Below are 25,475 nucleotides of genomic sequence, written 5' to 3'. Positions count from 1 at the left end.
AGGGGCAGCCAACCGCAGGCAAAAATTGATGGGCTGGTTTTAACTATCGAGTCGGAACGCGGCGCTTCAGTTCGTCAAACCAGTTCAGCACAACGTTCAATTGTGCGACCTGCGGGTCGGTTTGGTGTTCAAGAAGCGATGCTATGAAGTGCCGGCCATCGGGATAGACGTCGTAGCTGCGTACTGGAATCGTTTCTAGGGACCATCTGGGCAATCCATCTCTAACGGCGAACAACTCATGCGGAGCGCTGGCGCGAAAAGAGGCGCGATCGTCGATATCCACCGCCATCATTTTTGATCCGCGACGCAAGTCTCCCGGCATGGCCGGCTCCAGATAGAATAATTCGCGGCCGCTCGGCGCCCAAGCGGGATTCATGCACCCGTTCGGGGAAATACGGTGTTTTTCTCCAGGGCCAGGGAAGGCCTGGACGTAGACTTCGAGGGCGCCGGTTTCGCTGGAGGTGTACGTGATCCACTTACTATCAGGGGAGAATTCAGGGTCGAATATCCGGAAGCTTCCAGATGTGTTAGATCCAGACTCCAGGAAAATCCGCGGCTCTCCTTTCTCCGCCATGGGGCGGACCAGGATTTGGGTTCTCGCCATACTCAGGAGAATGGCCAGCCACCTGCCGTCACGCGACCAACTTGCAGGTGTGGCTCCATCACTTCCCTTGTTGAAGACGATCTCTCGCGCGCCACCTCCGTCCGCCGCAACGGAGTCGATCCTGGACCCTACCGTAAACAGGACCGGTTGTCCATCGACCGACCATATCGGCCAACCGGAGGCGCCATCCGACGTCAGCGGCGTGGAGGTTCCTCGTTCGAGATCATATAGCTCAACATTCACGGTGCGACTGTTAGTGGCCCGTTTTGTAGCCACCAGCCGCCGGTCGTCGGGAGAAAGCCTCAAGCCAAAGGCGACGTCGTTGAAGTGGAGATCGACGGCCGCACCACTCCGATCCAGGCGAACCATCGATCCGGTGTACGGCGGGTAAATCCCGCCGTCTGCATAGACCAGAGTGCCCAGGCGGGAAACGGCAAATTGACCAATGCCTGATTCATAGTCACTATTTGGTGTGCCAACCGCCTGCATGACTCCGTCCAGGATTGGCACCCCGGGCCCTGTCAGTTCCAGATGGCGCGCATCGAACGGTGCGGCCAGCAGAGCGCCACTCAGCATATAGAGGAGGTAGCCGGCTGAGGCGTAAACGGGGTTCGCGCCGCCCTTCAGCAGGAACCGCGGTGAGCCACCGTTTGGAAGGGCCAGAATTTCGGCATCATCCCAATTCCAATCTTGCACGTTTGTAAAAAGCAGAGTCCTGCCATCGGGTAAGAACTCCGGCGAAGCGTACCCCCAGTCCATTTTGTTGGTCTCCAAAAGGATCTTCGGCTCACCCCATTGTGCGGAAACCTGTTTTAGGCCGTATTCCGCAAAGACGATTGAGTCGTCTGCGCCCCACGTCGCTCCCCATTAAGGGGTTTTCGAGTTTACAGATTGGTACGGCTGGACCACCGCTGGTAGAGACTTTTTTCAAGCTGTTATCGGAGTAGAAGCCAAGCCATTTCCCATCGGGAGAAAAGAACGGCCATCGCCACCCTCCGTTCCGGGAATCGGTACCGCTTCGGCCTGATCGAGCGGCCGTTTGTAGAGCTATCTTGTCGTCCCGACCGTGCCGGCGAAGACCAGCACCTCGCCATCGGGAGAGAAGGCCATTGCGGCGTGGTGGGGACGGCCCATGCGATCGTTGGTCAAATGCTCGGCGGGAGTCAATTCCAGCGTCGTTCGGACAGGAGTCGCGATGACGTGTTCCGAGCTCGAAACCCATTCACGAACGAGCAGCACGGCGATAGAGAGAAGCAGCACACCGGCGATCGCGGGCCAAACGATTGACCGGCGCTTGAGCGACGCCACGGAGACCGCCGGCGGCTCTTTCCAGGCATTCTGTATCGCCACCCGTGCTTCCCCGATATCGCGCAGACGCGTAACGCTCGATTCACCGGGTAGGTCCGTAGCCGGCGGATCGAGCAGAGCACCGCCGGCCGGCTGCGCCAGCATCGCTTCCGCCTCTGCGCGGATCTCGGCTCTTCGGCCATCCTGCACTTCGAACGTTGCTTCGTCTCTGGTTCGAGGCGTACCTTTGAGCGGACCCGCCCCATCAATCGGCTCGAGTGGCGCGATAAACCGGTAACCACGCCGCGGCAGCGTCTCAATAATAGCGAGGATGATCCGCGGAATCGCCCAGTACCTCGCGAACACGATTCACGCACTTCTTCAGGCCTAGCTCGAAATCAACAAACGTATTCTCGTGCCACAGTCGCTGTCGCAACTCGTCTCGGGTGATTAGCTTGCCGGGCCGCTCCAGCAGCTTCCGCAGTAGTTCGAAGGGTTGCGGTCCGAGCCTCTGCCGCAAGCCTGACCGGCGCAGCTCACCTTGCCGGAGGTCGACCTCGAACATACGGAATCTGATGTTGCGGCTCGGGCCGGGCCAGTCTTGCATACAGAATCAGGCCTAGAACGGACAGCAAGTCCGTCACGCCTTAGCCACCAAAGAACAACAGATGGTAACCGGCGTCAGTAAGGCGTTAGAAGCCTGCAGCTTGCACAGTAACCCAAAAACCACCACAAGGATTCTTGATGCGTGGATCACGATCGGCAAAAGTACCTCCTGCGACCCGATCAGAACTCTGGGTTGGAACAAGCAAAGCACAGTTATTTCAAAGGAGAAATCTGCGCACGAGGAGGGATTTCAATCATGACTAGACGTCTGGTAATTTTTGCGCTCTCTGCAGTCACCTTTGCGGTGGCGCCCCAAGCTCTGAAGGCGGCCGATGAGGACGCATTATGCTCGCTGGGGAACGAAACACTACACGGGAACTACATGTCACGCGCAACGGGCACTATCGTGAATGTCGGGTCCATCACCGTGGTCGGGCGGAGCGTCTTCGATGGAAAGGGGAACGTCGTTAACCCCCACACGGTAAGCGTGAACGGCGTGATCTCCGCAACCATAGAGATCGGTGCCTATACGGTAAACTCCGACTGCACAGGTTCCGTAATCGCCACGGACGGCGCTCACTACAATTTTGTGATCACTCCGGATGGGGGCAGGTTTGACTGGATTGCTATCGTTCCCGGCTGGGTCGTCAGCGGGACCGCAATCCGTTTGACGAGCCGTCTTGAAGACGAGGAAGAAACCGGTGCATTATGCCCGCTGGGGAACAAAACACTGCACGGAAACTATATGTCACGCGCGACGGGCACTATCGTGGGTGTTGGACCCATCACCGCGGTCGGGCGGATCGCCTACGATGGAAATGGGACCTTCGTTAACCCCTACACGGTAAGCGTGAACGGCGTGATCTCCCCAGCCACGAAGATTGGACCCTATACAGTGAACTCTGACTGCATAGGGTCAGTAGTCGCCACGGACGGCGCTCACTACAATTTTTTGATCACTCCGGAGGGGAGCAGGTTTGACTGGATTGACACCGATCCCGGTCGGGTCTTCAGCGGGACCGCAATCCGTTTGACGCGCCGCCTTGAGGACGATTAGCCACGGCATGAAATAGATGCGTCTCGCGAAAAGGTTGTCGTTCGCCGTCGCCGAGCCCACCTACCGCGGGTCTTGGACTAGCTTCTTCATCTCCTGGATCAGCGGCTCGTCTGCCTGGATCGTTGCTCGACAGAAGGGCACCCTCTTCGGATCGAGCGTGCGTGACGATCGATCTCGCAACCTCAAACAGGGGAATCTCTGGAGAGGCGCCACCAACCTCAAAGTGAAGTCCACAGATCATAAGTGCCATCGAGACGGGAGTTGCTTTTTTGTTGCAGCTCCCGTTCGATATTTCTTGGGCATCAACTCATCTGCTCAAATGGCTTCACGGAGAACCGGCTCTCGAATGGTGCACTCACGCCAACACATTCGTTCAGCCGGCGGAACGAATTTCTAGCGAGATTTAAACGCACCTTCATTGACGTGAGGGTCGTGAGCAGCCAGCCCGTATGCGGACCGAGAAATCTCTACGAGAAAAGCTTTGGAGGCACGGAGGCGTTTTCAACCCACACCCAAGGCGCAACCGGGGAGGACCGGATTTCAATCGGCTCTTTTCTGCCAGGTCAGTTTGAAATGCCCGACAAGCGAGTGCGTTTCGAGGATCAATCGATTGCTCTCATCGAAATGGAAATGTCGGATTTGTTCCGTTCCCACCCAGTTCGGAAACGAACTGCCCTCCACGCGGTGCACGACGACGCGCCTTTCAGCAAAGACTCTGTAAGATCCCCAGTAACCAAGGTATGATCGCCAGGCATCGGATACCTCGTCGACACTCGCCTCAAGGGGATCATCGCTGGAGAGCTCTGGGCGATTCAGGGCCGACACCTGGGCCGACATGTGGCCGTCTGCCTGATACAGGATTGAGCCTAGGGGAGCATCGCCGAAGGGTTTCAACACCTCACCGGTTGACAGGACATGCTCGAAGGAGACAAGACTCCACGAACCGAGGAACTCTTTGAAGCATTCCTGCCCTCTTGTCTGCAATCCGAGATTCGCATCTACAGTCATCATGCCACAGATAATATCTCAACAGCCGGAGAGCGGCGTTGCAACTCCACGCAACGTTGCAGACAGCAGTACATTGCGAGGTTCAAGCAACAATCTTCACTTGGTGAAATCAGCTACTATCTGCGTCTCCTCGCCAAAAGCGGCGGGTAGATTTCGGTGCGACGGACTAGAACCAGTCTCATAAACCTTTGACAGGCGAAACTGGTTCATTCTGTTATTGCTCTGAGTGATCTCGCGAACGAGCCGATGGCCGGACGCTGGGAGTTAACCGGTGAACAATGGTTGATTCTCGAGCTGGTGTTGCGTCGGGCGCGACGAGCGGACGATCGTGGCCGGTCGTGGCATGACACACGGGCGGTGTTGAACGGTGTGTTGTGGGTGCTGGGCACCCGGAGCACAATGGCGCGAACTCCCAGAGAAGTATCCGCCGTTCCAGACCTGCCACCGCCGCTTCCAGCAGTGGATACGCAGCGGCAAACTGGAACAAGCGTTGAAGCTGCTGGCGGCACATCTGCCCGCGCAAGGCAAGCTCAACCTGGAAGAGGTCTTCGTGGATGCCACCTTCGCGAGTGCCAAAAAGGGGGCTTTGCCGTCGGTCCCACCCGCAGCGGCAAGGGCACTAAGATCATCGCCCTCGCCGCGGGCAACAGTCTTCCTCTCGCCGTATCTGTCGACAGCGCTTCGCCAGCCGAGTGCCAGCTTATGGAAGACGTTCTGGCCGCCAGCTTCCTCGACCAACTCCCCGCAAGGCTCACCGGCGACAAAGTCTACGACTCGGACCGGCTCAATGAAAAACCCGCCACCGAATACGACGTTGAAATGATCGCTCCCAACCGGCGAAGGAGAAGACACAGTGCCCAGGATGGCCGCCAATTGCGCCGCTATCGCAGACGCTGGAAGGTCGAACGGCTCTTTGCCTGGATACATAACTTCCGCCGCCTCGTCACCCGATGGAAATACCATCTCGAGAATTTCCTCGGTTTCGTCCAACTAGCCTGCCTGCTCATGATGCTCAGACATTTGATCCGCCAAATCCGTGAATGCGAATGCTTGCCACTCTTCCATTTTCATGCTGAAAGGTCGAAACAGATTGCACGAGAAGTTGTAAGTGCAGTCACTTCGCAAGATGGGGACGTTGAGAATTGGAATAAAGCTGGTTCGCAAAAATGAGCTAGACACTTGAGGTCCAAGTGTATGCAGGATCGCGCAATGCTTCTCCGGTGAGGGCATTGAAGTTCTCGGCCATGCCGTTTTCCTGTGCCATTCGACAGAATTCTTCCCGAAGGGATCTGGCGAATTCGTGTTCTCCGGCATCATCCAGTCCTTCCGAAATGATCATCGTGCTGGGCGCCCAGATGGGGCCTCGCCAGTATCCGTCCGGTGTGTAGTAGGAACTCAATGGCGGCTCGGATGCGAGACCGAACTGTGTCCGATAAGCGCTTCTGCTGGCCAGGCTTTTTAGCATCTGATTTCTCACGTTTGCGGGCAGGCGATGGCCGAGGATGATAGGCATCGATAGAAGCAGGCTGTTGGAATCAATCTCACTTCCATCGTTGGCGCGGAACGCGACGAATCTGTCATTTCTCCAGAAACGTGCCAGCATGGCCTGGAGCAGATGCTCTGATCTGGCTTTCCATTCTCGCGCGTCCGCAGGCTTGCCTAACCGCTCCGCAACCATCGAAAGCGTCTCCATCTGCAATACGAGATATGCGCTGAGGTCAGGTGTTTCGAAGGGACCGTCGTTTCGCATCGCTGTGGAGTTATCCCACCCTGACTCGTTTCCATGCCGGTATTCGGGCAGGCCATTTCTATTGGAGTCTCGATAATCAAAGTACCAGTTGGTCCACTTCACAAGTGGTTCGTACACTTGTTGTAGATGCGTCCGGTCTTCAAAGCGATGGTGCCGGAGCATCCACGCGAGCGCCCATCCATGGACCGGAGGCTTTGAGAACTCCCATGCCATCGTATCCGCATCCCATTTATCGGGAAATGCGCCATTTTTATCCTGCACATCGATTGGAAGCATGAACTGGTCCCAGCCTAACTCGGGATCCTTCAAGGTCATGGCCATGCTATTGAATGTTTGATCCCAGGACCAGACTGAAGACATCCAGTTCTTGGACATGAGCATGGTTGGCCGCTTCAGATTTCCACTGGGTTCCACGACGCTTTCCCAATTAACGTAAGCTGCCACTTCAGCGCCGTGACCAAACGTAGCGTCGACATCCGGCATTTTCTTCAGCCAGGCGTTGTATTCCTCGCGCTCAACTTCCTCAGCCTCGTCAAAGGTTCCTTTCGCCTTATGCGATTGCCACACACTGGTGTAGGCGTCGATTTCTGCTTCGAAGATGTCCGAGCTGAGAGCAGCACCGAACGTCATCGTCAGATTGCTGTGCCCGCCTTCGCCTCTTTTCACATCCTTGTCCAACAATCCGGCGAGAGGCCACAAAGTATATTTCATCTCACTTGTATTAACTTCCCACCTTGAGGCTGGATAGGGGACAGCCCAGGCGTCCTCGCGCGCGGAAAGACGAAGCCCAACGCGTTTGCCCCTTACTCGGAGCCGGCGCGGGCCTTGGAAGCAAATCTCGACATACCCGGCATCTGAAGCTAACTTCAGCCTAGTTGGCGTAGCAGTTGTATGAAATGGAACTGTACTTCCATTGTGCACAAGTTGCAGTTCGAAAGCGTTTGCTCCGCCTCCGTGAAGGGTTCGAAGAAAGAGCCCTTGTCGCCGAAGGGGCTCAGGATAGCGGCTTAAGTCTGAGATGCTGAGATATGAGCCAAACCTGCTGAAGGGAGTTTGTCGCAGGTCCAGTTCAATTGCGCCTGTATAGGCATAAGGACCCTCTGCGGCGTGAGCCATCAAGCCAAGACATAAGATCGCTAACTGCATCCAAGCCAACCGCCCAATTTTTGCAAGATGGCCGGCATACAGATGAGATGAAAATTTTTGCGAACTACAATTCAACGGCCTCCAGCACAGATTCCTGTCTGACATTCTCCACCCCTTCGGATTCAGAGATTCATTCTAGAGCCTTCAAAAGATGTATAGGCGGATCCGTCATTCAGGCTATGGCCGACTTACTGCTTTCCGATTACGTCGCGTACAACCACTGAAGTACTTCCAGGAGGAACAGTTATGGTAACCCAGCTGATGGTCATTCCTGCCAGGGAAGAAAAGTGCTGTGCTCGCATCCATTTGCCGTTCACCTTGAGACTCGCTGCGATTCCCGGAAAACTGGCTTTCCACTGAAGCGGCGGACCAGATCGATTGGTGAGGGTACTGCTGGATGTACCAACATGCCTCAGATCTACAATATTATGTTTGATCGCAACACCCCTTAGCTCGGCGAAGTCGGGTCCATCGTGGAGTTGTGAAAGAGTTTGAATTGTATCGTTCCCTATTTCCTCGGAGGGCTCAAGCCCCATCATCCCGCTGACAATCGCAGCTATAACCGCGTAGGAAACCTCGGGATACTCGCGCCGCTTTTTGTCAGGATTGCTCAGGTCAAGCAATATGCGATATGCATCTGCGCTTCTTCCGTAGCGATAGAGAGCAAGTGGAAGATAGCTCTCCTCCTCTATATTGACAGGCTGCCAATACTCCGGTGACGCGATGAAGTCCAGTGCTCCTCGAAGATGCTCCGGGCGACGCACCGCGTTGAAGTAGAGCAGCATTGCGTCGCCGGAGCCAAACGAGCTACCATCTTCCGAGAAGAAGCCATGAAAGTGGCCTTCCCTCCCAGACCATGCCCTTTGTTCAATCAATTGCTCGACAGCGTCGGCTGTAACCTGAAGCCTCTTCGCATCATCCGGTTGATGACGCTCCACGGCTATCTGCTGCAACGACTGAAGAGCGCGGTATTCCGCCGCCAGTAGATCGGAACCGACATTGAAATCTTTCCGCCCCTCGGTATAACTGGGAATTCCCCTTGAGTTCACGAACTCGCCATTTTGTAAACGACGGTTCATGATGCGCGGCCTTGATAGAACGCGGCCAGGTTGCAACTGCCATGTCGAGATGTAAGAGTTCGCCGTCGCCTGAAAGAACCGTTCGAATTCTAGGTCCTTCCAGTAAGAGTCATCGCCTGTCCATCTCCACATACGCACGACTGCATCGAGAAGATCGAAGTTCGCGGGCAGGTTGTACCAGAAGTCACTGTCGCTAATGTAGTCGGCTGCGGAAGGGCGCCCGAGGCGGTCGATCTCCCAATATCCAGCCCAGTCGCGTTCCGGTGCAAGGGAGGCTGCGAAGCGCTTGAGCATGTTGTGATTTGCGGAATAGAGCCCCAGCGCCGCGGCGCCTGTCGTCTGGTGTGACACATCTCTCATGCAGAAAGAGTCTCTTCCTGGCAGTGCAGCTTCGTACCATGCGCCGATGGACTCAGATTCAGGATGGGCATACGCGAGCGCCTGGGCTTTCGCCCATCGAAAGGCCTGCTGGAGAGCGGGGTCGGACGACTCGAACTCCAGCTTTGAGGAGACCGGCGCATCTTGCGCAGGACTGAACGACGCCCACCCAAGAACAGCGATCAATAACAAAAGGCAGAACCAATGTGTACTGTTGTGTATGGTCATCGATACCTTTTCTATTTGAATGCCTTTGACAGCAGGATTGCATCTCAGCGAACAGCAACGACTAACCCTGGTGAGGATAAATCGCCGGGTGTCGCCTTCTGAAGGCCGATTCTTCGTATGATCTCTCCCGATATAGATACACTATTCCCTTGTCGCTGCACTGCATTCGAGATGTTAACCGATTCCTCGCCTGCGAGATCTTGTGCTATGACTTGTTTGTTTTGCATGGTATTGTCGAAACTCAGCGTAAGGCTTCGAAAGTTGCCGAATATCCCGTAGGGTCCGGGCGCATCCGCTACCGTCAGCGTCACGTCGCAGGTAGGCATATACCATGCACGACCGTTCGTAGTCCTTTCCTGGGCTGCCACTGCGACGGCCCCGTTCGGAAACCTTGTTGCAAATACGAACGGCCTTTCGCCCTCAGCGTGTACGTCAGGCAGGTTGATGTTGCGAGCGATGCTTGCCGGCGCGCCTTGCCGCACTGTGGCCCCAACGATTTCGTTCTGCCACGTTTGACCTCGCTCGAAGGTCCAGCTATCGATCAAGATCTCTTTGCTGACTGTGACTGATCCCATTCCCGGCGAAAAGGGAGGGGCAATCCGCTGCCAGCGCAGTGCGCGAACAACTTCATCCATGCGTCTCTTGGCCAGTCTGGGACCGTTGAAGAATAAATCTACATCCTGTCCCGGCCTCATCCCGTAAAGTGGATGACGCAATATGCCCATGGTGCATCCCATCGCAGCAGCGAGATACACCTCATCTTCGACATTCAGGAGCCCGCGAATATCGCGGTGTCCCTCGGAGCCTTTCAGCATCTCGGCCAACCGGTCGATGGTTGTGGGCAGCGACAGAATGGATGTCACATCATAGGTCCGATATACATCTGTATTTTGCAGGATTCTCATTCGTCTTGAATCCCAGGCTTGAGGTCCGAATCGTCCATCTTTTTGCCAGTCGCCATTGATAGGCAACTCACCATTTACATGCTCCAATGTCAGCGGGATATGCGTTTCATCGCGGAGGCGAACGAGATGGAATGTGGGATCTCCGATGTCAACTTTCCAATATCCGATACCGGCAGACTGGCTCACATTCTCAAGACGATGATCTGCATCTCCTCCGGGGGTGTTACGGCACCATAATGCTGTTCCGCGCCATCCAGCCTTCTGAATTGCATCGTTCAGCTTTCTCAGCCGGTCGGCCGACGATCCGGTAAATGATGGAAACTTCTTAGTATCAAGCTCAAAGGTTGCTGTCCCTCCGGCCTGCCAACCATCATCGAGAAGGAAATATACATCCTTTCGAATCCTCGGGAAGAACTTTGCGGCCCAGCCTTGCTCTCCGAAGAGAATATCTTCTGTCATAAATTTGTGAGCTAGATTGCTACCGGAATCGCTTTCGAGTATCTTAGGGTCCAATGCTGGAAGATGATGGCCGTACATGTAGTTTTGTGCAGCCCAGGTGCACCAGTAATTCGGAGTATTGGCTGGCTCCTGAGGAACAAGATTTTCTCCCCGCTTGTTCGGTGAAATTGTATTGAGTGCAAGACCATGTGCCCCAGACGAAATTGCAGTCGCCGCGACCCCTGTCAGAAAGTGTCTCCGATCCAACATTCTTTGATTCCTCTCCATGCTTGTTTCCAGCTATTACAACTCGTCATCGGAGATGCTCTTTCCTCCAATAAATACAACCCTTCCATGTGATTCACCTGATCCTGCGCGTCCAGTTCTGGATTAGAGATCCGCTCTCCCTTCGCGCCGGGTCGGAATGGACATGGAAAGATCGCGGTTTCTTCGGATGCCGGCGTTCGCACGGCCTAATTCTGCCGCATGCGCATTTGGGCGATAATTCAATGTTGAAATGGCGGCCAGGACCTTTGTTCTTGCGCTACAGGACACGTTGCTCGCGCCATTTGTGACCCGCGACACAGTCGCTGTCGAAACCCCTGCCAGCCTGGCTACGTCTTTCATTGTGCAAGACTCGGTATTCAGTTCAGCGAGAGCGTCTATCCCTATCTCGTCGTAACTCGAAATGAGGGGGCTCATATTCCGATCTGTCTGTCTCTCATCCGTCGTAGACATTCGGTATACACTCCTCGCTCTACGCATTCGAAGAAATGTCTTCCGCGGCGCAGATTGCCGGCACTCTTCAAAATACTGAGGAGCGCCGGCAACACGAGATGCAGAGTGATGCTAGAACGTGAAATGTACGCCGAGCTGTATTTCACGCGGAGAACCGTTTGTCCCGCCAATCTGACCGAAGTTTGAGTCGGAAAGGTTGGTGTCCGGGTTGGAATAGTGAGGTGTATTGGAAAGATTGAATGCATCCACCTGGACTTTGACACTCATTTGTTCGTGGATGTTTTCTGACTTAGACAAAGAGAAGTCGGAGTTGTAATAGCCAGGTCCGCGCACTTTGCCTACTCCGGAGTTGCCGAGTTGAAGTGGGCCTGGAGTTGTAAAGCATCTGGTATCAAACCATTCCGATACGGAGCCGATTTTCCTCACAGTTGGGCAGGTGACATTAGCCCTGTTTGTAACGCCGCTGCCCAGATTGTCGTATGCGGCATTGAAGGTGAGCGCGTTGCCGGATTGAAGTTTGGTGATCGTGCTCACCTGCCAACCGCCGAGCAGTATTTCTGCAGGACGGGAGGCGTTGGAGAGCCATTGTTGGCCTCTGCCGAAGGGCAGCTGATAAAGGAAGCTGGCAATGAAATTCTGTGGAGTATCAGGAGCCTGGTTTGTGCCTTCTCCGCGATTGAACTTATCGTCCAGCGGCCACCAAAGATTCATATCGTCGATTTCCTTGGACCATGTGTAAGCAAGCCGTCCTTGTAGCCCGTGAAAGTTGTTCATCTTGAATTCCGCTTGCAGCGCATGGTAGATGGAGGAACCGTCCGGGTCTCCGTAGCCGATGCTGGTCGCGTATTGCTCGCCAAGCGAGTTGAAGTATTGATACGGAAGGCGCGAGTTGAAAGGAGTATCTCCCGGAGGGGGAGTATTGAGATTCCATCTGCGGAATAGATGCGAGCCCTTGGTTCCTATGTAGGCGAGACTGAATGCGGTTGACGCAGAGAGCTTTTGCTGAACTCCGAAGTTCCATGCGTTCGCCACGTCAGGCTGCATGTTTCTCGCCATGAGTTCGACCGCTACTCCCGGCGGCGACTGCACCGGGGCGTTCGTTGGAGTCGGAATATAGGTCGGAAGGCCGTTGACGCTCAGAGGCGCGAGGGGAACGTCTCGAAGCGGCGCGGGATTGGTGAAGACCTCGAAGAAGGGGAAGTTCCTTTCGAGAAATCCGCCCATGGCGCCGAAGTTGCCTGGAAAGTGTGTGATTCCGAAGGCACCACTAATGGTGGTGTCTCCATTGTTGGGGGAGTATGCAAATCCCACTCTCGGTGAATAGCCTCCGTAATAATTGTCAACATTCGGTCCCCGATTGCCTGATGTGGCGAAATCCAGGACACCGTTGGTAAGATCGAAATTCGATTGATGATTCTCTTTGTCGATCGCCGGCGTAATCAGATCCCAGCGAAGGGCAAGGTTCAAGGTCAGGTTCTTTGTCACTCTGTACTGGTCTTGCCCGTAAACGCCAAGCAGCGTTGCGCGGGTCGCCGGATCGGTGGCAACGTAGCCGCGATCCAGATAAGAGGGAAGGCCAAGCAAAAAGCTGGCAAACTGGTTGCCGCCTACGGCATTCGAACAAGTAGGTTGCATCGTGCAACTGCTTGTGTAGTCGGAGATGTAAGTGAAGTCGCCATTCTTGTTGTCATCGGAATTTGTCAGCGAGGCCTGCAGTCTGCGGTAGTCTTCCCCAAAGGTAAAGGTATGTCGGCCGTGGACTTTCGTGAGGTTATCCGTGATCTGAAAGGAGTTGCTGATCCGATGAGAGTTCGTCCAGCCCTGTGACCCGGTGTTGGCGATGTTGCCGACCTGAAAATTTCCGATGCCGGTGGCTCCGAATGCAGCATCGTTACCGTTCGGAATTCCCAGCGCCGTATTCTCATTCGTCCCGAGGTCGTTCCCGAAATCCTTGGTGAAAAACCGGTTGAAACCAAATCTCAGTTCATTCACCAGACTGGGAGAAAACGTGTGGTTGTATCCGACGGCAGCATTGTGATCCCTAGTCATTGCATTGACGTCCCCAACCTGGATAAATCTTGTTCCTGGTGATGGAGCGGACAGATCGCGTCGCTGGTAAGACTCTCGAGCAAAGAGGCGATCTCCGTTGGAAAGCTGATAGTCGACCTTCGCATCGAATTGATGGTTGTCATCGGGCTCGGTTGTGTTGGCCTTGAAGTTATTGCTGGTACTGTTCTGATCGCTTGCCGTAGGCCAGATCGTACTGCCTGCAACCATGTTTGCCGAGACGGGATCGAAGCGCGAGGCCGGGATCTGCCATGCGTCGCCCTGGGGTGTTGCCACGGTCGGGAATGGGCTTTGAGTCGTTGGATCGTAGATCGGGTCAGGGAATTGACTCTTCAGAAATGTTCCCTGTTTCATAAGATCTGTTGGCACTGTCAGGATGTAACTGATTCCGTTCTGGAGTAGCAGTCCTTGATAATCCACGAAAAAGAATGCCTTGTTCCTGAGGATCGGGCCGCCCAGAGATCCGCCGAATTGATTGGCGCGGTATGGAGCTTTGCTGCTGGCCCGCCATTGGTATGCGTTCAAAGAATCGCCGCGGTAGAACTCATATGCGGAGCCATGAAACGAATTGGTGCCGGATTTGATGAATGCGTTCACCTGCGCGCCGCCATATGTGCCGACCGTCGCCTCGGCGTTGTTGGTCGAGATTTTGATCTCCTGGAGAGAGTCCAGCGGGGGTGTCACGTTAATGAAGGCGTTCAATAACTCCATATTGTTTACGCCGTCCAGCGTATAGGTTGTGCCACCCCAGGGCATCCCATTCACACTGGCTGAGATTGCTCCGGTAGCGCCCGCGCCGGCTGCTGCTTCCGGCGCCTCTCCGAAGCCCGAAGCGACAGATCCGGGAACAGTTTGTACAAACTGGGAAAATATTCGGCCGTTGAGGGGCAGGCTGGATATTTCCTGCTCGCTTTCCACTTCGCCGAGCGAGGAACTCGTCGTGTCGACAAGCGGGCTGGCGCTTGAGACGACGACAGACTGAGTCGTGGAGCCGACTTGGGCCGTGAAGTCGACTACGGTTGCATCGTCTACCGTGACGATATTTCCCTTGGAGACGACCATACGGAAGCCCTGGGCCTCCAACGTGACTTGATAGTTTCCGGGAGGCAGATTGTCGACCCTGTATTCGCCGCTGGAGTTGGTGAGAACTTTCGAGGTGCTTGCCGTGTCTGGATTGGTCACCGTAATGGTGGCATTGGAGACGGCTGCATTACTCTGGTCCACGACTGTTCCGACGATACGCCCGCTCACGCCTTGAGCTGTGGCGAAATGAATGGTAGTCAGCAGACAAACGAATATGAACAATTTGACTGTGAAGTTGCCTAGCCGCCCATGTCTGGCGGCTCTTCTACGTTGGGCAATTGCAAATCTCATACGGCCTCCTACTGCTTGCTTCCCGGTCGCTTCATTGGCTCTGTTTTGGTCTTAGGTTGTTCGCCCATTTTTGTCAGGACGACGGCCAAGTGGCTCCTCACCAACGTTCGCAACCCTAGAGAAAGCAAGTGACGCAGGCTAGTTACGGAGGGATACGGAAATCTGATACGTGCGTGTTACACGCGTCTAGTGCGGACGTTTCATCAACGTTACGCGGCCCGTTACATGTTTTTGGGGTCGGAGGCACACCGGTCAAGGCCGAAAAAGTACTCTTTATTGCTCGAAATTGCCCTTAAGCGCTCGGATCTGATCGACCAGAGACCAAGGCGCAGTTAGGGCGATGCTCCGCTCTGTCACATCGTTGGATGTTTGCTAGGGAGCCGACACGGCAGTAATGGTATTGCCTGCCCTTTTTGTATCTGCGGAATGAAGTTGGTGTACTGCCATGAGATCGGCGCTCAGCACCTGGTAGCCTTTGGCAAGTTGAACGCGCACCAGAGCCTGAAAAAGCGGAGGCTCAGTCCTAGTGCCTTTCTCGCCGATTGAGCCCAAGGCTTTGGTCAACTCCTCGATGCCCGGCCTGGAGGTAGCGAATACCGTGGCGCCTTCGGTGCCTGTGGTGTCGAGTCCGCCTAAAATCGCGATATACCGCCCAGGCACTACGCCCGGAGCTATGGTGATGAGGCTGTAATCGGCTTTCAGGGCCTGGGTGCTGCGATCCCGTTCGGTGCCGTAAGCCGGCTGCTCGTTGGAACGAGGATGCGCGTTCACGATCTGTGCTCTCCACTGTTCGTGGCGCGAATCAGGGTTCTTGAAGGTGAAATCTCCTGTTGTAAGCAACTGAGCTACGGCGATGTTCTGGAACGGAGACCCGAGAAGAATCACGTTATGCTGCTTAAGATCATCGGGAGTAATGTCTCGAGAGGACTTAATGATGGGTTTGATTCCCATCCGGCCGAGCAGCCCGGCCAACATCGCGATAGATTCAAGTTCCCCTGTACCGGTATATCCATTTTCGTAATAGAGTTGGCCGGCCTGCGCAACCAATGAGGGGTTTGACGCGAATTGTCGGGCCAGGTGCGGGTCGACAAGAACTCCACGGCTATCGCTCGCTCCCTGTCGAAATCGGAAAAGGTCGTTCGAATCATCCAGAAGGAAGACTGCATCCGGATAAGCGATTACAGGAGCCGAATCATTCCCAAGAAAGCCAGCCCAAAAATCCCGCACCGGGTCAGGCGTTTTCGCAGAATCTGAATCGGCGCTGGAGAACTCAGTGACTGGGCCAGAAAGGCTTTTGGCATGTTTGTCTCCAAGCCAGCAACCAAAGGCAAAAATGGCTATCGCGGCCAAAGCCATTCCAATCCAAGCCGGGTCCGGCCAATGAAGACGCCATCGATCGATCACGGTCTCCGGAAGAGCACTTTCAACTTTGAGGTCGCCGGGGAGGCTTGTGACGGAGATGGCTGGTTCCGGTTCATAGGTCGAGCGGCGATCAAGATGGGACATCGGGGCTGCCAAAGTCTCAAAGGTGGGCAGGTAATGCCCTTTGGGAATCTGGATCAGTACCGGATCATGGCGGCCCTCGGCGTCGTAGTACTCTTTCAGTTTCAATCTCAGCCGGTGGCTTTGAACCCGAACAATCGGGTCGATCTTAGGATCGAAGTCCTGCTTTCGCCCCAGAGCTTCGACCCCGATCGTGTACTCTTTCAGGGCATCGTTGGAACCAGTAGCAGACTTCGCCGCCAGGAATTGCAGCAATTGCTGTAAGGTAGTTGCGTTCCGGAAGGTCGTGGATTGCAGTATTCGGCGAACCTGCAGCTCACACTGTTCCGTATTAGGCGCCACAGTCTCTGGAACTGTATGAGCAACTGTGTTTGGCATTGCTTTTCACCCGGCGATCATGGGTGCGATTGTAGCAGCCCGCCGAGACACAGTACAACCGATCTAAGCCCTCCTTGGGCCCACCACACGTGCTCATAAGATATTTAACATGAATAGTTTAGGTGTGGCGCGAAGACGGACTCTTATTCTGCTGCCGTCTGACATCTGGCGACGCGTTTGTGACAGCCGAGAGCCAGAATCGTCTGCGGGTCGAGAAAGCAATCGGGGAACTGTCAGATGGTGAGTGACCGCCAATCGGAAGACTGTGTTTTGTTCCTTCGGCCTTCGACGAGACTGTTGTCTGTAAACTGAACCGATTCCCGTTGCAACAGCAGAAACGCCGCTTCAACGGAGGAATTCTCAGATATAACCATCATCAACGCAGCAGACGATGTATAGCCGTTAAGGTATTTTCCGGAAGCGCTTTTTCTTTTTCTTTCCTGCGTCGCCCTGAAGCAGAGATGGCGTCAGATTCCAAAACGTACTCATCACCGGTGACATCCACTTGTCTTGGTGACGGAACATCTGCATGTAAACCAGTAGAGGCTTTCTCGGCCAGTCCACAGTCACCAGCGTTCCGCGCTTCTGTTCGTTCGCAATCACCGCCTCCGGCAGCACGGCAATGCCCATCGCTGTCAGAGTGCACTGCTTGATTGCTTCAACGCTCAGCAATTCGAGCGACGCCCCTAAACGCAGGTGACCTCGTGCGTTTGACGGTGCTGCGAGTTGTGAATGACCGCGTAGATGCCGGAGGCACCGCACTGTCACTTTTACATGCTTGGGTGGACGGCCTCGCTCGCATGGGAAACCGGATCCATATATTTCAGTTTGGAGATCGGTTTGCCAGTGTCCGGATGCCTGCGCTACGAGAACTAATCCGAGGAAGATGAATGCGAAGGCCGTGGCAACTCTTCCGAACGAAGAGTGCGTTGCCTCCATCGTTGAAGCGAAGTTGCTGCCTTCCTTAGCACTAAAGAGAACTGCCGGGCATCCAGGGCCAGTCTGTGGAGTGCACCGCACGCCATGCATGCGGTGCACTCCACAGACTGGTGAACCCCTTCGACGTGTGTCCCCAAAAACTCCGGCCTCAAGGCCGAATGTGAATAAATCGGAGGAATATCATTAATTATGGATTACATGGGCAATTTCCCAAGATTATTCTCAGGTTCGCCTATTTGAATGGCTTCACAATGCCGGCAATTCTGCAAGCAGAGATGTCAACTGGCTTCAAATGAGGCTTACGGTAACTGGACATCCAATCCAAAGCAGCATGGTCTATCAACCCAAGGGGTCTGTGCCGTGAGGGGAAGGAGCCTCGGAGGCGAATCAGTCGTCGCGGCAGCTTGTTCGCGAGATCCAAACTTAAGTCAAAGCCGCATTATTGCGAATGATCCATCCGACTGCATAACGGCGGCAAACGTATTCAACATAACTCAGGGGATCTGCATGTCTAAGACCGTCATACGGGCTATTCTCACTTCTTCGTTGCTCATTGTCATCGCGCAAGGATTTCCGCAGGCACAGACCACCAGGGCTACTAAAGCTCCTGCACCGGATTCGTCCATTTGCTTGCGCGTAAGCGCTCCACTGACGCAGAAAATTCTCGTGGAGGCGAAGTCAAAGCATCAAGCTGTGACTCCACGCTGTTCCTCCAGATGAAACCGACAACGTCATTATCGCCAATATCACTCCATCAAAAATCGAGAAGAAGTCTTCGGCCCCTGATCTTGATAAGTTGGCGAAGAACACACCGATTGCAGTGCGGCTCGAGAAGGATAAGACATTCGATCTGCTCATGCCGATTTCGGATGCGAAGGGTGGCGATCTCGACGGCGCATTCATTGTTATGGAAGTGCCGTTTACCAAGGCCAGCAATGAAGCTGAGGCTTTGAAGATCGGCGTCGCAATCCACGATGAAGCGCAGCGCCCGATTCCAAGCAAGAACGCGATGTATCAGCGTTGAAGAGCGAGCTAGAAGCTTCCGAGGGGGAAGACCAGTGATGAAAAAGCTGTGTGTCTTGTTGATACTGTTCTTTGCCATGTCTGTGTTCGCTCAGATTCATAGCGCTACACTGGCCGGTACCATAACCGATCTCGCCGGCAAGATAGTTCTCGGCGCGGCGATCCTGATCAATTTCATAACAACCGGAGTCGAGCTTCTAACGAAAACTAACGGTCCAGACATCTACACTGTTACTTCTCTGTCGACGGAATCTATGAAGGTAGGGTTGACGCGGACCGCCTGGAGCCTGCGTTTGCCAATTCTGGGAGAATAATCGATGAAGAAAATCCGGCTCTTGCATCGATATCTCGGACTCTTTTTCTCCCCGGCAATCCTGTTTTTTACTTTTAGCGGAGTCATTCAGACTTTCAACCTGCAATCAGCAAATAAAGAGTGCGGGATATGTACCTCCGGCATGGATTGTTGCTATGGCGCAGATACATAAGAAACAAACCATGAGCGTGCCGAAAGAGAAAGGTAAGCCAGTACCAAATGAAACTGCGCCCCGAGGTCCTGGCGCGCAGAAAAAAGACTTGCCGCCAGGGAAGGCAGTTTTGCCGCTCAAGTGCTTTGTTCTGGCCATGTCTGTAGGCTTGTTCGCGACGACGCTGCTGGGGATCTATATGGGTTTTCGCTACGGGGGAGACTGGCGGCTCGTCTAGGGCGTGTTAATCGGAGGAACGCTGCTGCCGATTATCATGGTGTTTCTCTGACGGGCGCTCTACGCAATGGATTCGTTTGATTTTGTTTTGGACTAATACGCAAGGAGTTGAAGCAATGAACTGGCGATCAATGGGCATCAACCCTAATCTAGCTACCATTTGTATGTGTATCTTCCTTGGAATTCAGGGAACCGTTGAAGCACAAGAGTCTGGACAGGCGCCTTCTGCTCCAGCGTTACAAAACCTGGGACCTGTAGGTGAGCAAGAAGCCAAGCCCACTAAAGCAGTCCCGCCGGTAAAGTCGGTGGTCGACCCAGGAGTGATTCCCAGCAGGCAGATGATCACGCCTGCGGGCTTGCAGAGCATTTTTGAGAGCCGGGTGAACGGCATTGCCTTCGGAGAAAACGGTGAGTCCATCTATGCTGCTGTCCTCTCACAGACGGGCACTCATGTTTATCAAATCAATCTAAAGACGAACCAGATGATGCGGGTCCTGAATACCGCAACGAGCGCAGGCATGCAGGGGCTCATATTCGACCCAACGAGCCGAACGCCACTCTTGGATGGGATATCGGGAAGCGCAAAGGGGCAGGAGTCCGCAGGACAGCTGGTCTCGCTGAGCGAGAAAGAAAGCTCTGTAGTTGCAGATGGTCTCGGATCGCACCAGGTCGGCGGGGTCAGCGTGGGACGCTCCAAAAACTCGCGAGGCGAGCGTCTGGCCGTGGTAGCGCTGACATTCGATGACGAGGCTGCGGTCATTGATCTGGACACGAAAGAGGTCAAGGGCCGGATCAAGACGGGCATCGCTCCATTTGGAGCGGTTGTCGCTGCGGACAGTTCCGTAGCATCTGTCAGTAATTGGGGAGGACGTGTTCCCCGTGCTGGAGAGCGAAGCGCTGCGACCGGTCCGGAAGTGAATGCAGACCAGGTTCTGATGGATGAGAGGGGGGTCGCGTCAAACGGAACGGTTTCACGCATCGATCTCATCTCCGGTCAAGTAACAGCAACGATCGCAGTGGGCCTGCATCCATCCGGCCTCGTATGGGATGAATCGCATCGCCGACTTTATGTGGCGAACAGCAACTCGGATTCAATCTCCGTCGTCGATACGGAGTCGAATCGCTTGCTGGAAACGATCGCCATGCAGCCCTTCGCGAAGAGAGTCGCCGGTGTGTCACCCGAGTCCGTCGCTCTATCGCCAGATAACTCAACCTTGTATGTAGCATGCGCCGGAATTAATGCCGTCGGGGTGATTGATCTTAAGGCAATTCATTCCCGCGTGGCCGGATTCATCCCCACTGGATGGTATCCGGAGGATGTTGCCGTAAGTCCTGATGGAAAGACCATTGCTGTCTCAACATTGCTCGGAGTTGGCGCTGGATGGAACAGTGCAAATCTCCTGGCGCGCGAGAAGAGGGATGGCATGAAGCCGGAACTCAATATCCATCGCCGGTATGTTCACGCCGATCGAGGAACAGTCCACATCATTGCGGTTCCGGATGCGGATGAACTCGGACGGTACTCCATTGCGGTTGCAGAGAACAATCATATGAGCCTGCAGAGCGTTTCGTTCGCCGAAGGAGGTGCGCAGGGGAAGTCGAATCCAAATGCCGCTCCGCGTCCTGTTCCGGCGAGAGTTGGCGAACCGTCCACCATCGATCACGTGGTTTACATCATCAAGGAGAATCGCAGCTACGATCAGTATTTCGGCTCCCTGGGAAAGGGTGATGGCGATCCGAGTTTGAATATGTACGCAGACGATATCATTCCGAATCAACGCAAGCTCGCGCGCGATTTCGTGCTGCTCGACAACTTTTACGCGAACGGTGGCAACAGCGCGGACGGGCACCAGTGGTTGACGCAAGCTGCTGAAACAGACTATGCCTATTGGCCTGGATATAACGGACGCAGCTATCCAAAGAACGGAGATGATCCCTTAGCCTTTGCCGGTTCGGGTTTCCTGTGGGACCAACTTGTCACTCACGACAAGACTTTCGCAGATTTTGGAGAGTATGAGGGTGAGATGGGTGGCAAGACTGGATCGCTTCGAGCCAAACTGCTCGATGAATATAAGCAGGGCAGTGAATTTATGGGCGCCTTTTCCACCAGGGCTCCGATTGCACGTCTCAATCAATACCTTGTTCCTGACTTTCCGGCCTATGGGCTGAAGATTCCAGATGTTGTTAGAGCACGAATCTTTCTCCGCCATTTGAAGGAGTGGGAAAGCGCCGGTAGCATGCCTAACCTGGTTATGATCCAGCTGCCTTCCGATCATACGGAGGGGACGACGCCAGGGTTTTCGACTCCCAAGGCATGCCTTGCAGACAACGATCTCGCGGTCGGCCAGGTTGTGGAAGGAATCTCGCACAGCAGGTTCTGGAAATCAACCCTCATCCTGATAGTAGAAGACGATGCGCAGGATGGCCTGGATCATGTGGATGGTCATCGCACAGTGGCGCTTGCCGTAAGCCCCTACACGCAGCGCAGCGCGATTGATTCTACGTTCTACTCACAGGTCAGTATGGTCAAGACAATTGAGTTAATTCTAGGTGTGCCTCCCATGTCGCTCTTCGATCTAATCGCGAATGATATGCGCCATAGTTTCCAGCAGACTCCGAATCTGACCCCCTATCAGGCAATCGAACCAACCCAATCCATCTATGAGTTGAATCCGGGAGTCAACGCGCTGGATGGACAGAGTAAATCCGATGCAATCGCATCCGGCAAGATGAACTGGCAGGAGCCGGACGATGTCCCGACAGAAAAACTGAACGAGATTCTCTGGCACGATGCCATGGGAACACCCTATCCATCCTGGAAGCAGCACTCGGTTGCCTTTCATCCTGGAATGATGCAATAAGGATTTCGTATCGTGGAAGACCTCTCGCAATCAGAACGTACCTTTAAAGAGAATCGGGAAGTTGGAATACGAGTTTCATCCCATGGAGGGTTGTCTTATGCAGTTTCGTCGCCAGATTGTTCCTGTCTTACTGCTTGCCTGCGCTGTACTCCATGCTCAGGAGAGTGAGACAAAATCGAAAAGTCCTCGTCCTGAGGACCTTTCCACCTCATCCCTGATCAGCGAGCCAGGCCCGACCTTCCGCGTGTCGCAAGTGAAAGCGGGCAAGCATACAAAGGTAATTGCGTATGGGGATCAGCGATTCACTGATCCTGCCAATACGAAGGTGACGAATCCGAAAGTGCGCCGTCTTTTGGTGCAAAAGATCGCCGAAGAGCGTCCGGACGCGATCCTGATGAATGGGGACGTTCCCTATAGCGGGGATGTCGAGAACGATTACGCCGTATACAAGGCAGAGACGCAGATTTGGCGTGATGTGCACCTGCACGTCTACCCGGCTCTCGGTAATCATGAGTTCCATGGTGATCCACGGCAGGCCCTCGAACACTGGTGGAACGCATTTCCGGAGATGCGAAACCGGCGCTGGTACTCCGTGGAACTTGGCAGCTCCATCTACACAATTGCGCTGGACAGCGACACCTCGCTCCTGAAGGGCACCGATCAATGGAACTGGCTTAATGGACAGTTGACGAACTTGCCGAAGACAACGCGCTTCGTCTTTCTCAGCCTCCATCACCCGCCGGTTGCTGACTTCCAGACGAGGATCAATGTCAGCCATAATCCGAGGCCAAACGAAATTGCATTGCGAGATTATTTGGAGGAGATGGCGCCGCAGATTAAAGCGAAGATCATAGTTAGCGCGGGCCACATTCATAACTACGAACGCTTCGAACAGAAAGGCGTCACCTTTCTGGTGGCTGGTGGTGGAGCAGCATCCCCTGTCGAGGTGGAACGTGCGCCGGACGATTTGTACCAGGACAAGGGATTTCCAAATTATCACTATGTCGAGTTTGTTCTGAACGGTGATCAACTCGATGCGAAGATGTACCGTTTGGCCGATGCGGGTGCGGAGACGCCAGCGTGGGAGGTCAAGGACTCCTTCACGATTCACGCGAAGTGATTTCGACGAATGTGCATGCAGCAACATGACGAGGAGGATAAACTGTTCGACGAATACATTGTGACGGCTTGGTAGTCCTTGTCTTCGATTTGCGAACATTGGCCGAACGTTTGGCTATCCTCTAAGGGAAATCGACTACGGCAGCTTTTGAAGTGGTTGATTGCCGTTCCAACCAGACGGTTGCGATGGAGTCATGCGCAGGAAACGTGACCGTAAATACGCTGCCCATTGTTCTCGCCGATTGCACGCTGAGAGATGCCCGATGTGACTCGGCAATCCAGTGTGCGATATTCAGCCCCAGCCCGGTGCCTGGTTCTGTTCGCCGGGAGGCCTGTGCGCGGAAGTTACGTTCAAAGATATGCGGCAGGTCCAGCGGCGCGATGCCCGGTCCGCTATCGCGGGTTTCAAGCGTGACCGTGGATCGGGTAGCTCTCAGCGTTACGTTCACCGTACCACCTCGAGGCGTGTATTTGATTGCATTCTCTACAAGCACACCGACGAGGCGTCGCAGGAGAGCACAATCTCCCAGAATCCAGGCTTCCGCGGCAAGATCGAGGGTAAGCGCCTGCTCCTTGCCTTCGGCCTGATCTGCAAAGGGCTCGCATGCTTCGCGGACTATTCTCGACAATTCGAGTGGTTCGTGTTTGATTTCATGGTGCTCGAAGCCGGAGCGTGCTGAAGCCAGAAGATCTTCCAGCAGTCGCAGGGTGTGATCGCATTCCGAGATGAGCGTGCGGAGGGTCTTTGCATACTCATCGGGCGTGCGCGGCTTGCGTAATGCGAGCTGGGCGCTGGCCAGTATGACTGCGATGGAGGTGCGGAGGTCGTGGGATGCGTCGGAGGTGAACTGGGAGTTGCGCTCGACGGAAACCTGCAGGCGTTCGAGCATGTTATTCCACGCTTCAGCGAGTGCCTGCAGTTCATCGCCTGTGTGCGGAACGGGAACGCGGCCATGTAGATCTGAAATGCTAAGACGGCTCGCAATTGCGGTCATGCGGCCGACGGGCAACAGGGCACGGCCACTCAGCAAATATCCACCGGTCAGCGAGGCAAACAGGAGGAAAGGAACAAAGAGTAAGTAGGAGGTGCGCACCGTTCGCAAGATGGTGTAATGCTCATCGATGGTACCCGCCAATGTGAGTTGCACTGGCAATCCGGCGAGAACTACTTGTGATGTGTAAATGCGATAGTGGTGGCCCGAGAGAACAAACTCGCGAAAGCAAGTCTGTAGACAGACAGGTTCGCTCTGAAGTTCAGACTCTCCGCCGCCTGCAAACAGCAACTGGTTCCCGGTTTGATCGCGCACTATGATTTCATCATTCTGAGGGCTGGCGCTGAGAAAGTTGAGCAGGACTGAATCAAGTGGAAGTCGAGGATTCTGAAGGTATTGTTGATTCACGAATGCGACAAGACGAGCGGAACGGCGAACCATCGTTGGAGCTCTTGAACTTTCAAGGGCATGGCCGAGATACAGGGAAAGAAATAGTCCGAACAGGGAGAGACAACTCAGAGTGAAGATCGCATACCAGATGCCTACGCGAATGCGCAGAGAAGACCATCTCATGCGTATTCCGCTTCGAAATTCAGGATGTAGCCTGTACCACGTATTGTGCGAATGAGGCCGTCGCACTTCGGGCCAAGTTTGGTGCGTAAGCTGTGCATATGATAGTCGAGATTGCTCTTACTGACATCCGCGGCAAGTCCCCAGACGGCATCTGCGAGTTGGTTGCGCGTTACCACATGGCCAGGACGCCGCATCAGCGTCTCCAGCAGCATATACTCGCGGCGTGTCAGAGCCAACGGCTCACCCTGCAGCAAAGCTTTGTGCTGACTCACCTGCAACTGGATGGGTCCGACGGACAACGAAGTGCCGCGAGGAATAGCTCCGCGGCGTGACACCGAGCGTACGCGAGCGAGAAAAAGTTCCAGATGAAAAGGCTTGGTCATATAGTCGTCTGCGCCAGCGTCCAGAGCGCGAATCATTTCCGGAACGGTGTCGCTTGCCGACAATACAAGAACCGGTGTCTGACACCGTTGTTGCCGCATTTGCTTCAAGACTGTAACGCCACTGATTTCGGGCAACATCAGGTCAAGTACCACGATGTCGAATGGATAGGAAGCGATATAGCTCGCGGCATTTTGACCACTTGCGAGGTGGATAGCCGTCGAACCCTCCTCCTGCAACGCCTGTTGCAGAAGCTCGGCCAGCCTCGCGTCGTCCTCGACGATGCAGACCTGCATGATTTGAGTATCGAGCCGAATTGGCAATAACTGGTTAGAGGAGT

20 protein-coding genes and 1 pseudogene are annotated in these 25,475 nt (G+C 54.5%); 8 read left to right on the top strand and 13 right to left on the bottom strand.

Features of this window, described 5'->3' with window-relative positions; translation table 11 throughout:
* Positions 1–43: 43 nt before the first annotated feature.
* The 3 genes from OHL23_RS24805 to OHL23_RS29045 all read right to left on the bottom strand — a co-directional run bounded on the left by OHL23_RS24805 (position 44) and on the right by OHL23_RS29045 (position 2,456).
* On the bottom strand, positions 44–1,363 hold the full coding sequence (locus tag OHL23_RS24805; RefSeq protein WP_263354717.1) for a TolB-like translocation protein: 1,320 nt from the start codon (positions 1,361–1,363) through the stop codon (positions 44–46).
* A 288-nt stretch (positions 1,364–1,651) separates the two neighbouring features.
* Entirely contained in the window at positions 1,652–2,257 is a 606-nt protein-coding gene (locus OHL23_RS24800; RefSeq protein ID WP_263354716.1) for a hypothetical protein, read from the bottom strand.
* A complete protein-coding gene (locus OHL23_RS29045) occupies positions 2,208–2,456 on the bottom strand; it encodes a transcriptional regulator (protein WP_396127415.1) in 249 nt (82 codons plus the stop codon). The genes OHL23_RS24800 and OHL23_RS29045 overlap by 50 nt, the downstream gene beginning before the upstream one ends.
* A 297-nt stretch (positions 2,457–2,753) precedes the next feature.
* Here OHL23_RS29045 and OHL23_RS24795 point away from each other — a divergent pair, with 297 nt between their 5' ends.
* Positions 2,754–3,554: a hypothetical protein gene (locus OHL23_RS24795; protein ID WP_263354715.1), complete on the top strand. Its 801-nt coding sequence runs from the start codon at positions 2,754–2,756 to the stop codon at positions 3,552–3,554.
* A gap of 540 nt (positions 3,555–4,094) precedes the next feature.
* Here OHL23_RS24795 and OHL23_RS24790 read toward each other — a convergent pair.
* Positions 4,095–4,565: a lipocalin-like domain-containing protein gene (locus tag OHL23_RS24790; RefSeq protein WP_263354714.1), complete on the bottom strand. Its 471-nt coding sequence runs from the start codon at positions 4,563–4,565 to the stop codon at positions 4,095–4,097.
* Between the two features lie 364 nt (positions 4,566–4,929).
* Here OHL23_RS24790 and OHL23_RS29040 point away from each other — a divergent pair.
* Both OHL23_RS29040 and OHL23_RS24785 read left to right on the top strand, forming a co-directional pair.
* A pseudogene (locus OHL23_RS29040) lies at positions 4,930–5,004 on the top strand (hypothetical protein); the annotation flags it as partial.
* 17 nt (positions 5,005–5,021) lie between these two features.
* The gene (locus OHL23_RS24785) at positions 5,022–5,732 is read left to right on the top strand and encodes a transposase (protein ID WP_396127414.1); all 711 of its coding nucleotides are present in this window, start codon (positions 5,022–5,024) and stop codon (positions 5,730–5,732) included.
* A 1-nt stretch (position 5,733) separates the two neighbouring features.
* Here OHL23_RS24785 and OHL23_RS24780 read toward each other — a convergent pair whose 3' ends face one another.
* The 7 genes from OHL23_RS24780 to OHL23_RS24750 all read right to left on the bottom strand — a co-directional run bounded on the left by OHL23_RS24780 (position 5,734) and on the right by OHL23_RS24750 (position 17,485).
* Positions 5,734–7,023 carry an amylo-alpha-1,6-glucosidase gene (locus OHL23_RS24780; RefSeq protein WP_263354712.1) on the bottom strand — a complete coding sequence of 430 codons (1,290 nt, stop codon included), beginning with the start codon at positions 7,021–7,023 and terminating at the stop codon, positions 5,734–5,736.
* Between the two features lie 623 nt (positions 7,024–7,646).
* The gene (locus OHL23_RS24775; RefSeq protein ID WP_263354711.1) at positions 7,647–9,143 is read right to left on the bottom strand and encodes a glucosidase family protein; all 1,497 of its coding nucleotides are present in this window, start codon (positions 9,141–9,143) and stop codon (positions 7,647–7,649) included.
* Positions 9,144–9,187: 44 nt separating this feature from the next.
* Positions 9,188–10,756: a hypothetical protein gene (locus tag OHL23_RS24770; RefSeq protein ID WP_263354710.1), complete on the bottom strand. Its 1,569-nt coding sequence runs from the start codon at positions 10,754–10,756 to the stop codon at positions 9,188–9,190.
* A gap of 120 nt (positions 10,757–10,876) precedes the next feature.
* Positions 10,877–11,113 carry a LacI family DNA-binding transcriptional regulator gene (locus OHL23_RS29035; RefSeq protein ID WP_263354804.1) on the bottom strand — a complete coding sequence of 79 codons (237 nt, stop codon included), beginning with the start codon at positions 11,111–11,113 and terminating at the stop codon, positions 10,877–10,879.
* Positions 11,114–11,335: 222 nt separating this feature from the next.
* On the bottom strand, positions 11,336–14,665 hold the full coding sequence (locus OHL23_RS24760; RefSeq protein ID WP_263354709.1) for a carboxypeptidase regulatory-like domain-containing protein: 3,330 nt from the start codon (positions 14,663–14,665) through the stop codon (positions 11,336–11,338).
* A gap of 372 nt (positions 14,666–15,037) precedes the next feature.
* Positions 15,038–16,546, bottom strand: coding sequence for a hypothetical protein (locus OHL23_RS24755; protein WP_263354708.1), 1,509 nt, complete (start codon positions 16,544–16,546; stop codon positions 15,038–15,040).
* Positions 16,547–16,948: 402 nt separating this feature from the next.
* Complete coding sequence (locus OHL23_RS24750) at positions 16,949–17,485, bottom strand: LysR substrate-binding domain-containing protein (RefSeq protein ID WP_263354803.1); 537 nt, start codon at positions 17,483–17,485, stop codon at positions 16,949–16,951.
* Positions 17,486–18,281: 796 nt separating this feature from the next.
* Between OHL23_RS24750 and OHL23_RS24745 the strand changes: the two genes are divergently transcribed.
* The 5 genes from OHL23_RS24745 to OHL23_RS24725 all read left to right on the top strand — a co-directional run bounded on the left by OHL23_RS24745 (position 18,282) and on the right by OHL23_RS24725 (position 23,190).
* Positions 18,282–18,509, top strand: coding sequence for a hypothetical protein (locus OHL23_RS24745; RefSeq protein ID WP_263354707.1), 228 nt, complete (start codon positions 18,282–18,284; stop codon positions 18,507–18,509).
* A gap of 37 nt (positions 18,510–18,546) precedes the next feature.
* On the top strand, positions 18,547–18,822 hold the full coding sequence (locus OHL23_RS24740; RefSeq protein WP_263354706.1) for a hypothetical protein: 276 nt from the start codon (positions 18,547–18,549) through the stop codon (positions 18,820–18,822).
* A gap of 154 nt (positions 18,823–18,976) precedes the next feature.
* Positions 18,977–19,210, top strand: coding sequence for a hypothetical protein (locus OHL23_RS24735; protein ID WP_263354705.1), 234 nt, complete (start codon positions 18,977–18,979; stop codon positions 19,208–19,210).
* A 115-nt stretch (positions 19,211–19,325) separates the two neighbouring features.
* Entirely contained in the window at positions 19,326–22,070 is a 2,745-nt protein-coding gene (locus tag OHL23_RS24730) for a bifunctional YncE family protein/alkaline phosphatase family protein (RefSeq protein ID WP_263354704.1), read from the top strand.
* Positions 22,071–22,167: 97 nt separating this feature from the next.
* Entirely contained in the window at positions 22,168–23,190 is a 1,023-nt protein-coding gene (locus OHL23_RS24725; protein WP_263354703.1) for a metallophosphoesterase family protein, read from the top strand.
* A gap of 121 nt (positions 23,191–23,311) precedes the next feature.
* On the opposite strand, the gene OHL23_RS24720 is transcribed toward OHL23_RS24725, so the two are convergent.
* A complete protein-coding gene (locus tag OHL23_RS24720; RefSeq protein ID WP_263354702.1) occupies positions 23,312–24,754 on the bottom strand; it encodes a sensor histidine kinase in 1,443 nt (480 codons plus the stop codon).
* Positions 24,751–25,431 (bottom strand): response regulator transcription factor, encoded by a 681-nt coding sequence (locus OHL23_RS24715; RefSeq protein ID WP_263354701.1) that lies wholly within the window; start codon positions 25,429–25,431, stop codon positions 24,751–24,753. The genes OHL23_RS24720 and OHL23_RS24715 overlap by 4 nt, the downstream gene beginning before the upstream one ends.
* Positions 25,432–25,475 lie beyond the last annotated feature (44 nt).

The sequence above is a fragment of the Acidicapsa acidisoli genome, assembly GCF_025685625.1.
In the GTDB taxonomy this organism is placed as follows: Bacteria; Acidobacteriota; Terriglobia; order Terriglobales; family Acidobacteriaceae; genus Acidicapsa; species Acidicapsa acidisoli.
The sequence above is the reverse complement of the archived record's forward strand: the minus strand, read 5'-3'. Positions and strand labels throughout refer to the sequence as shown.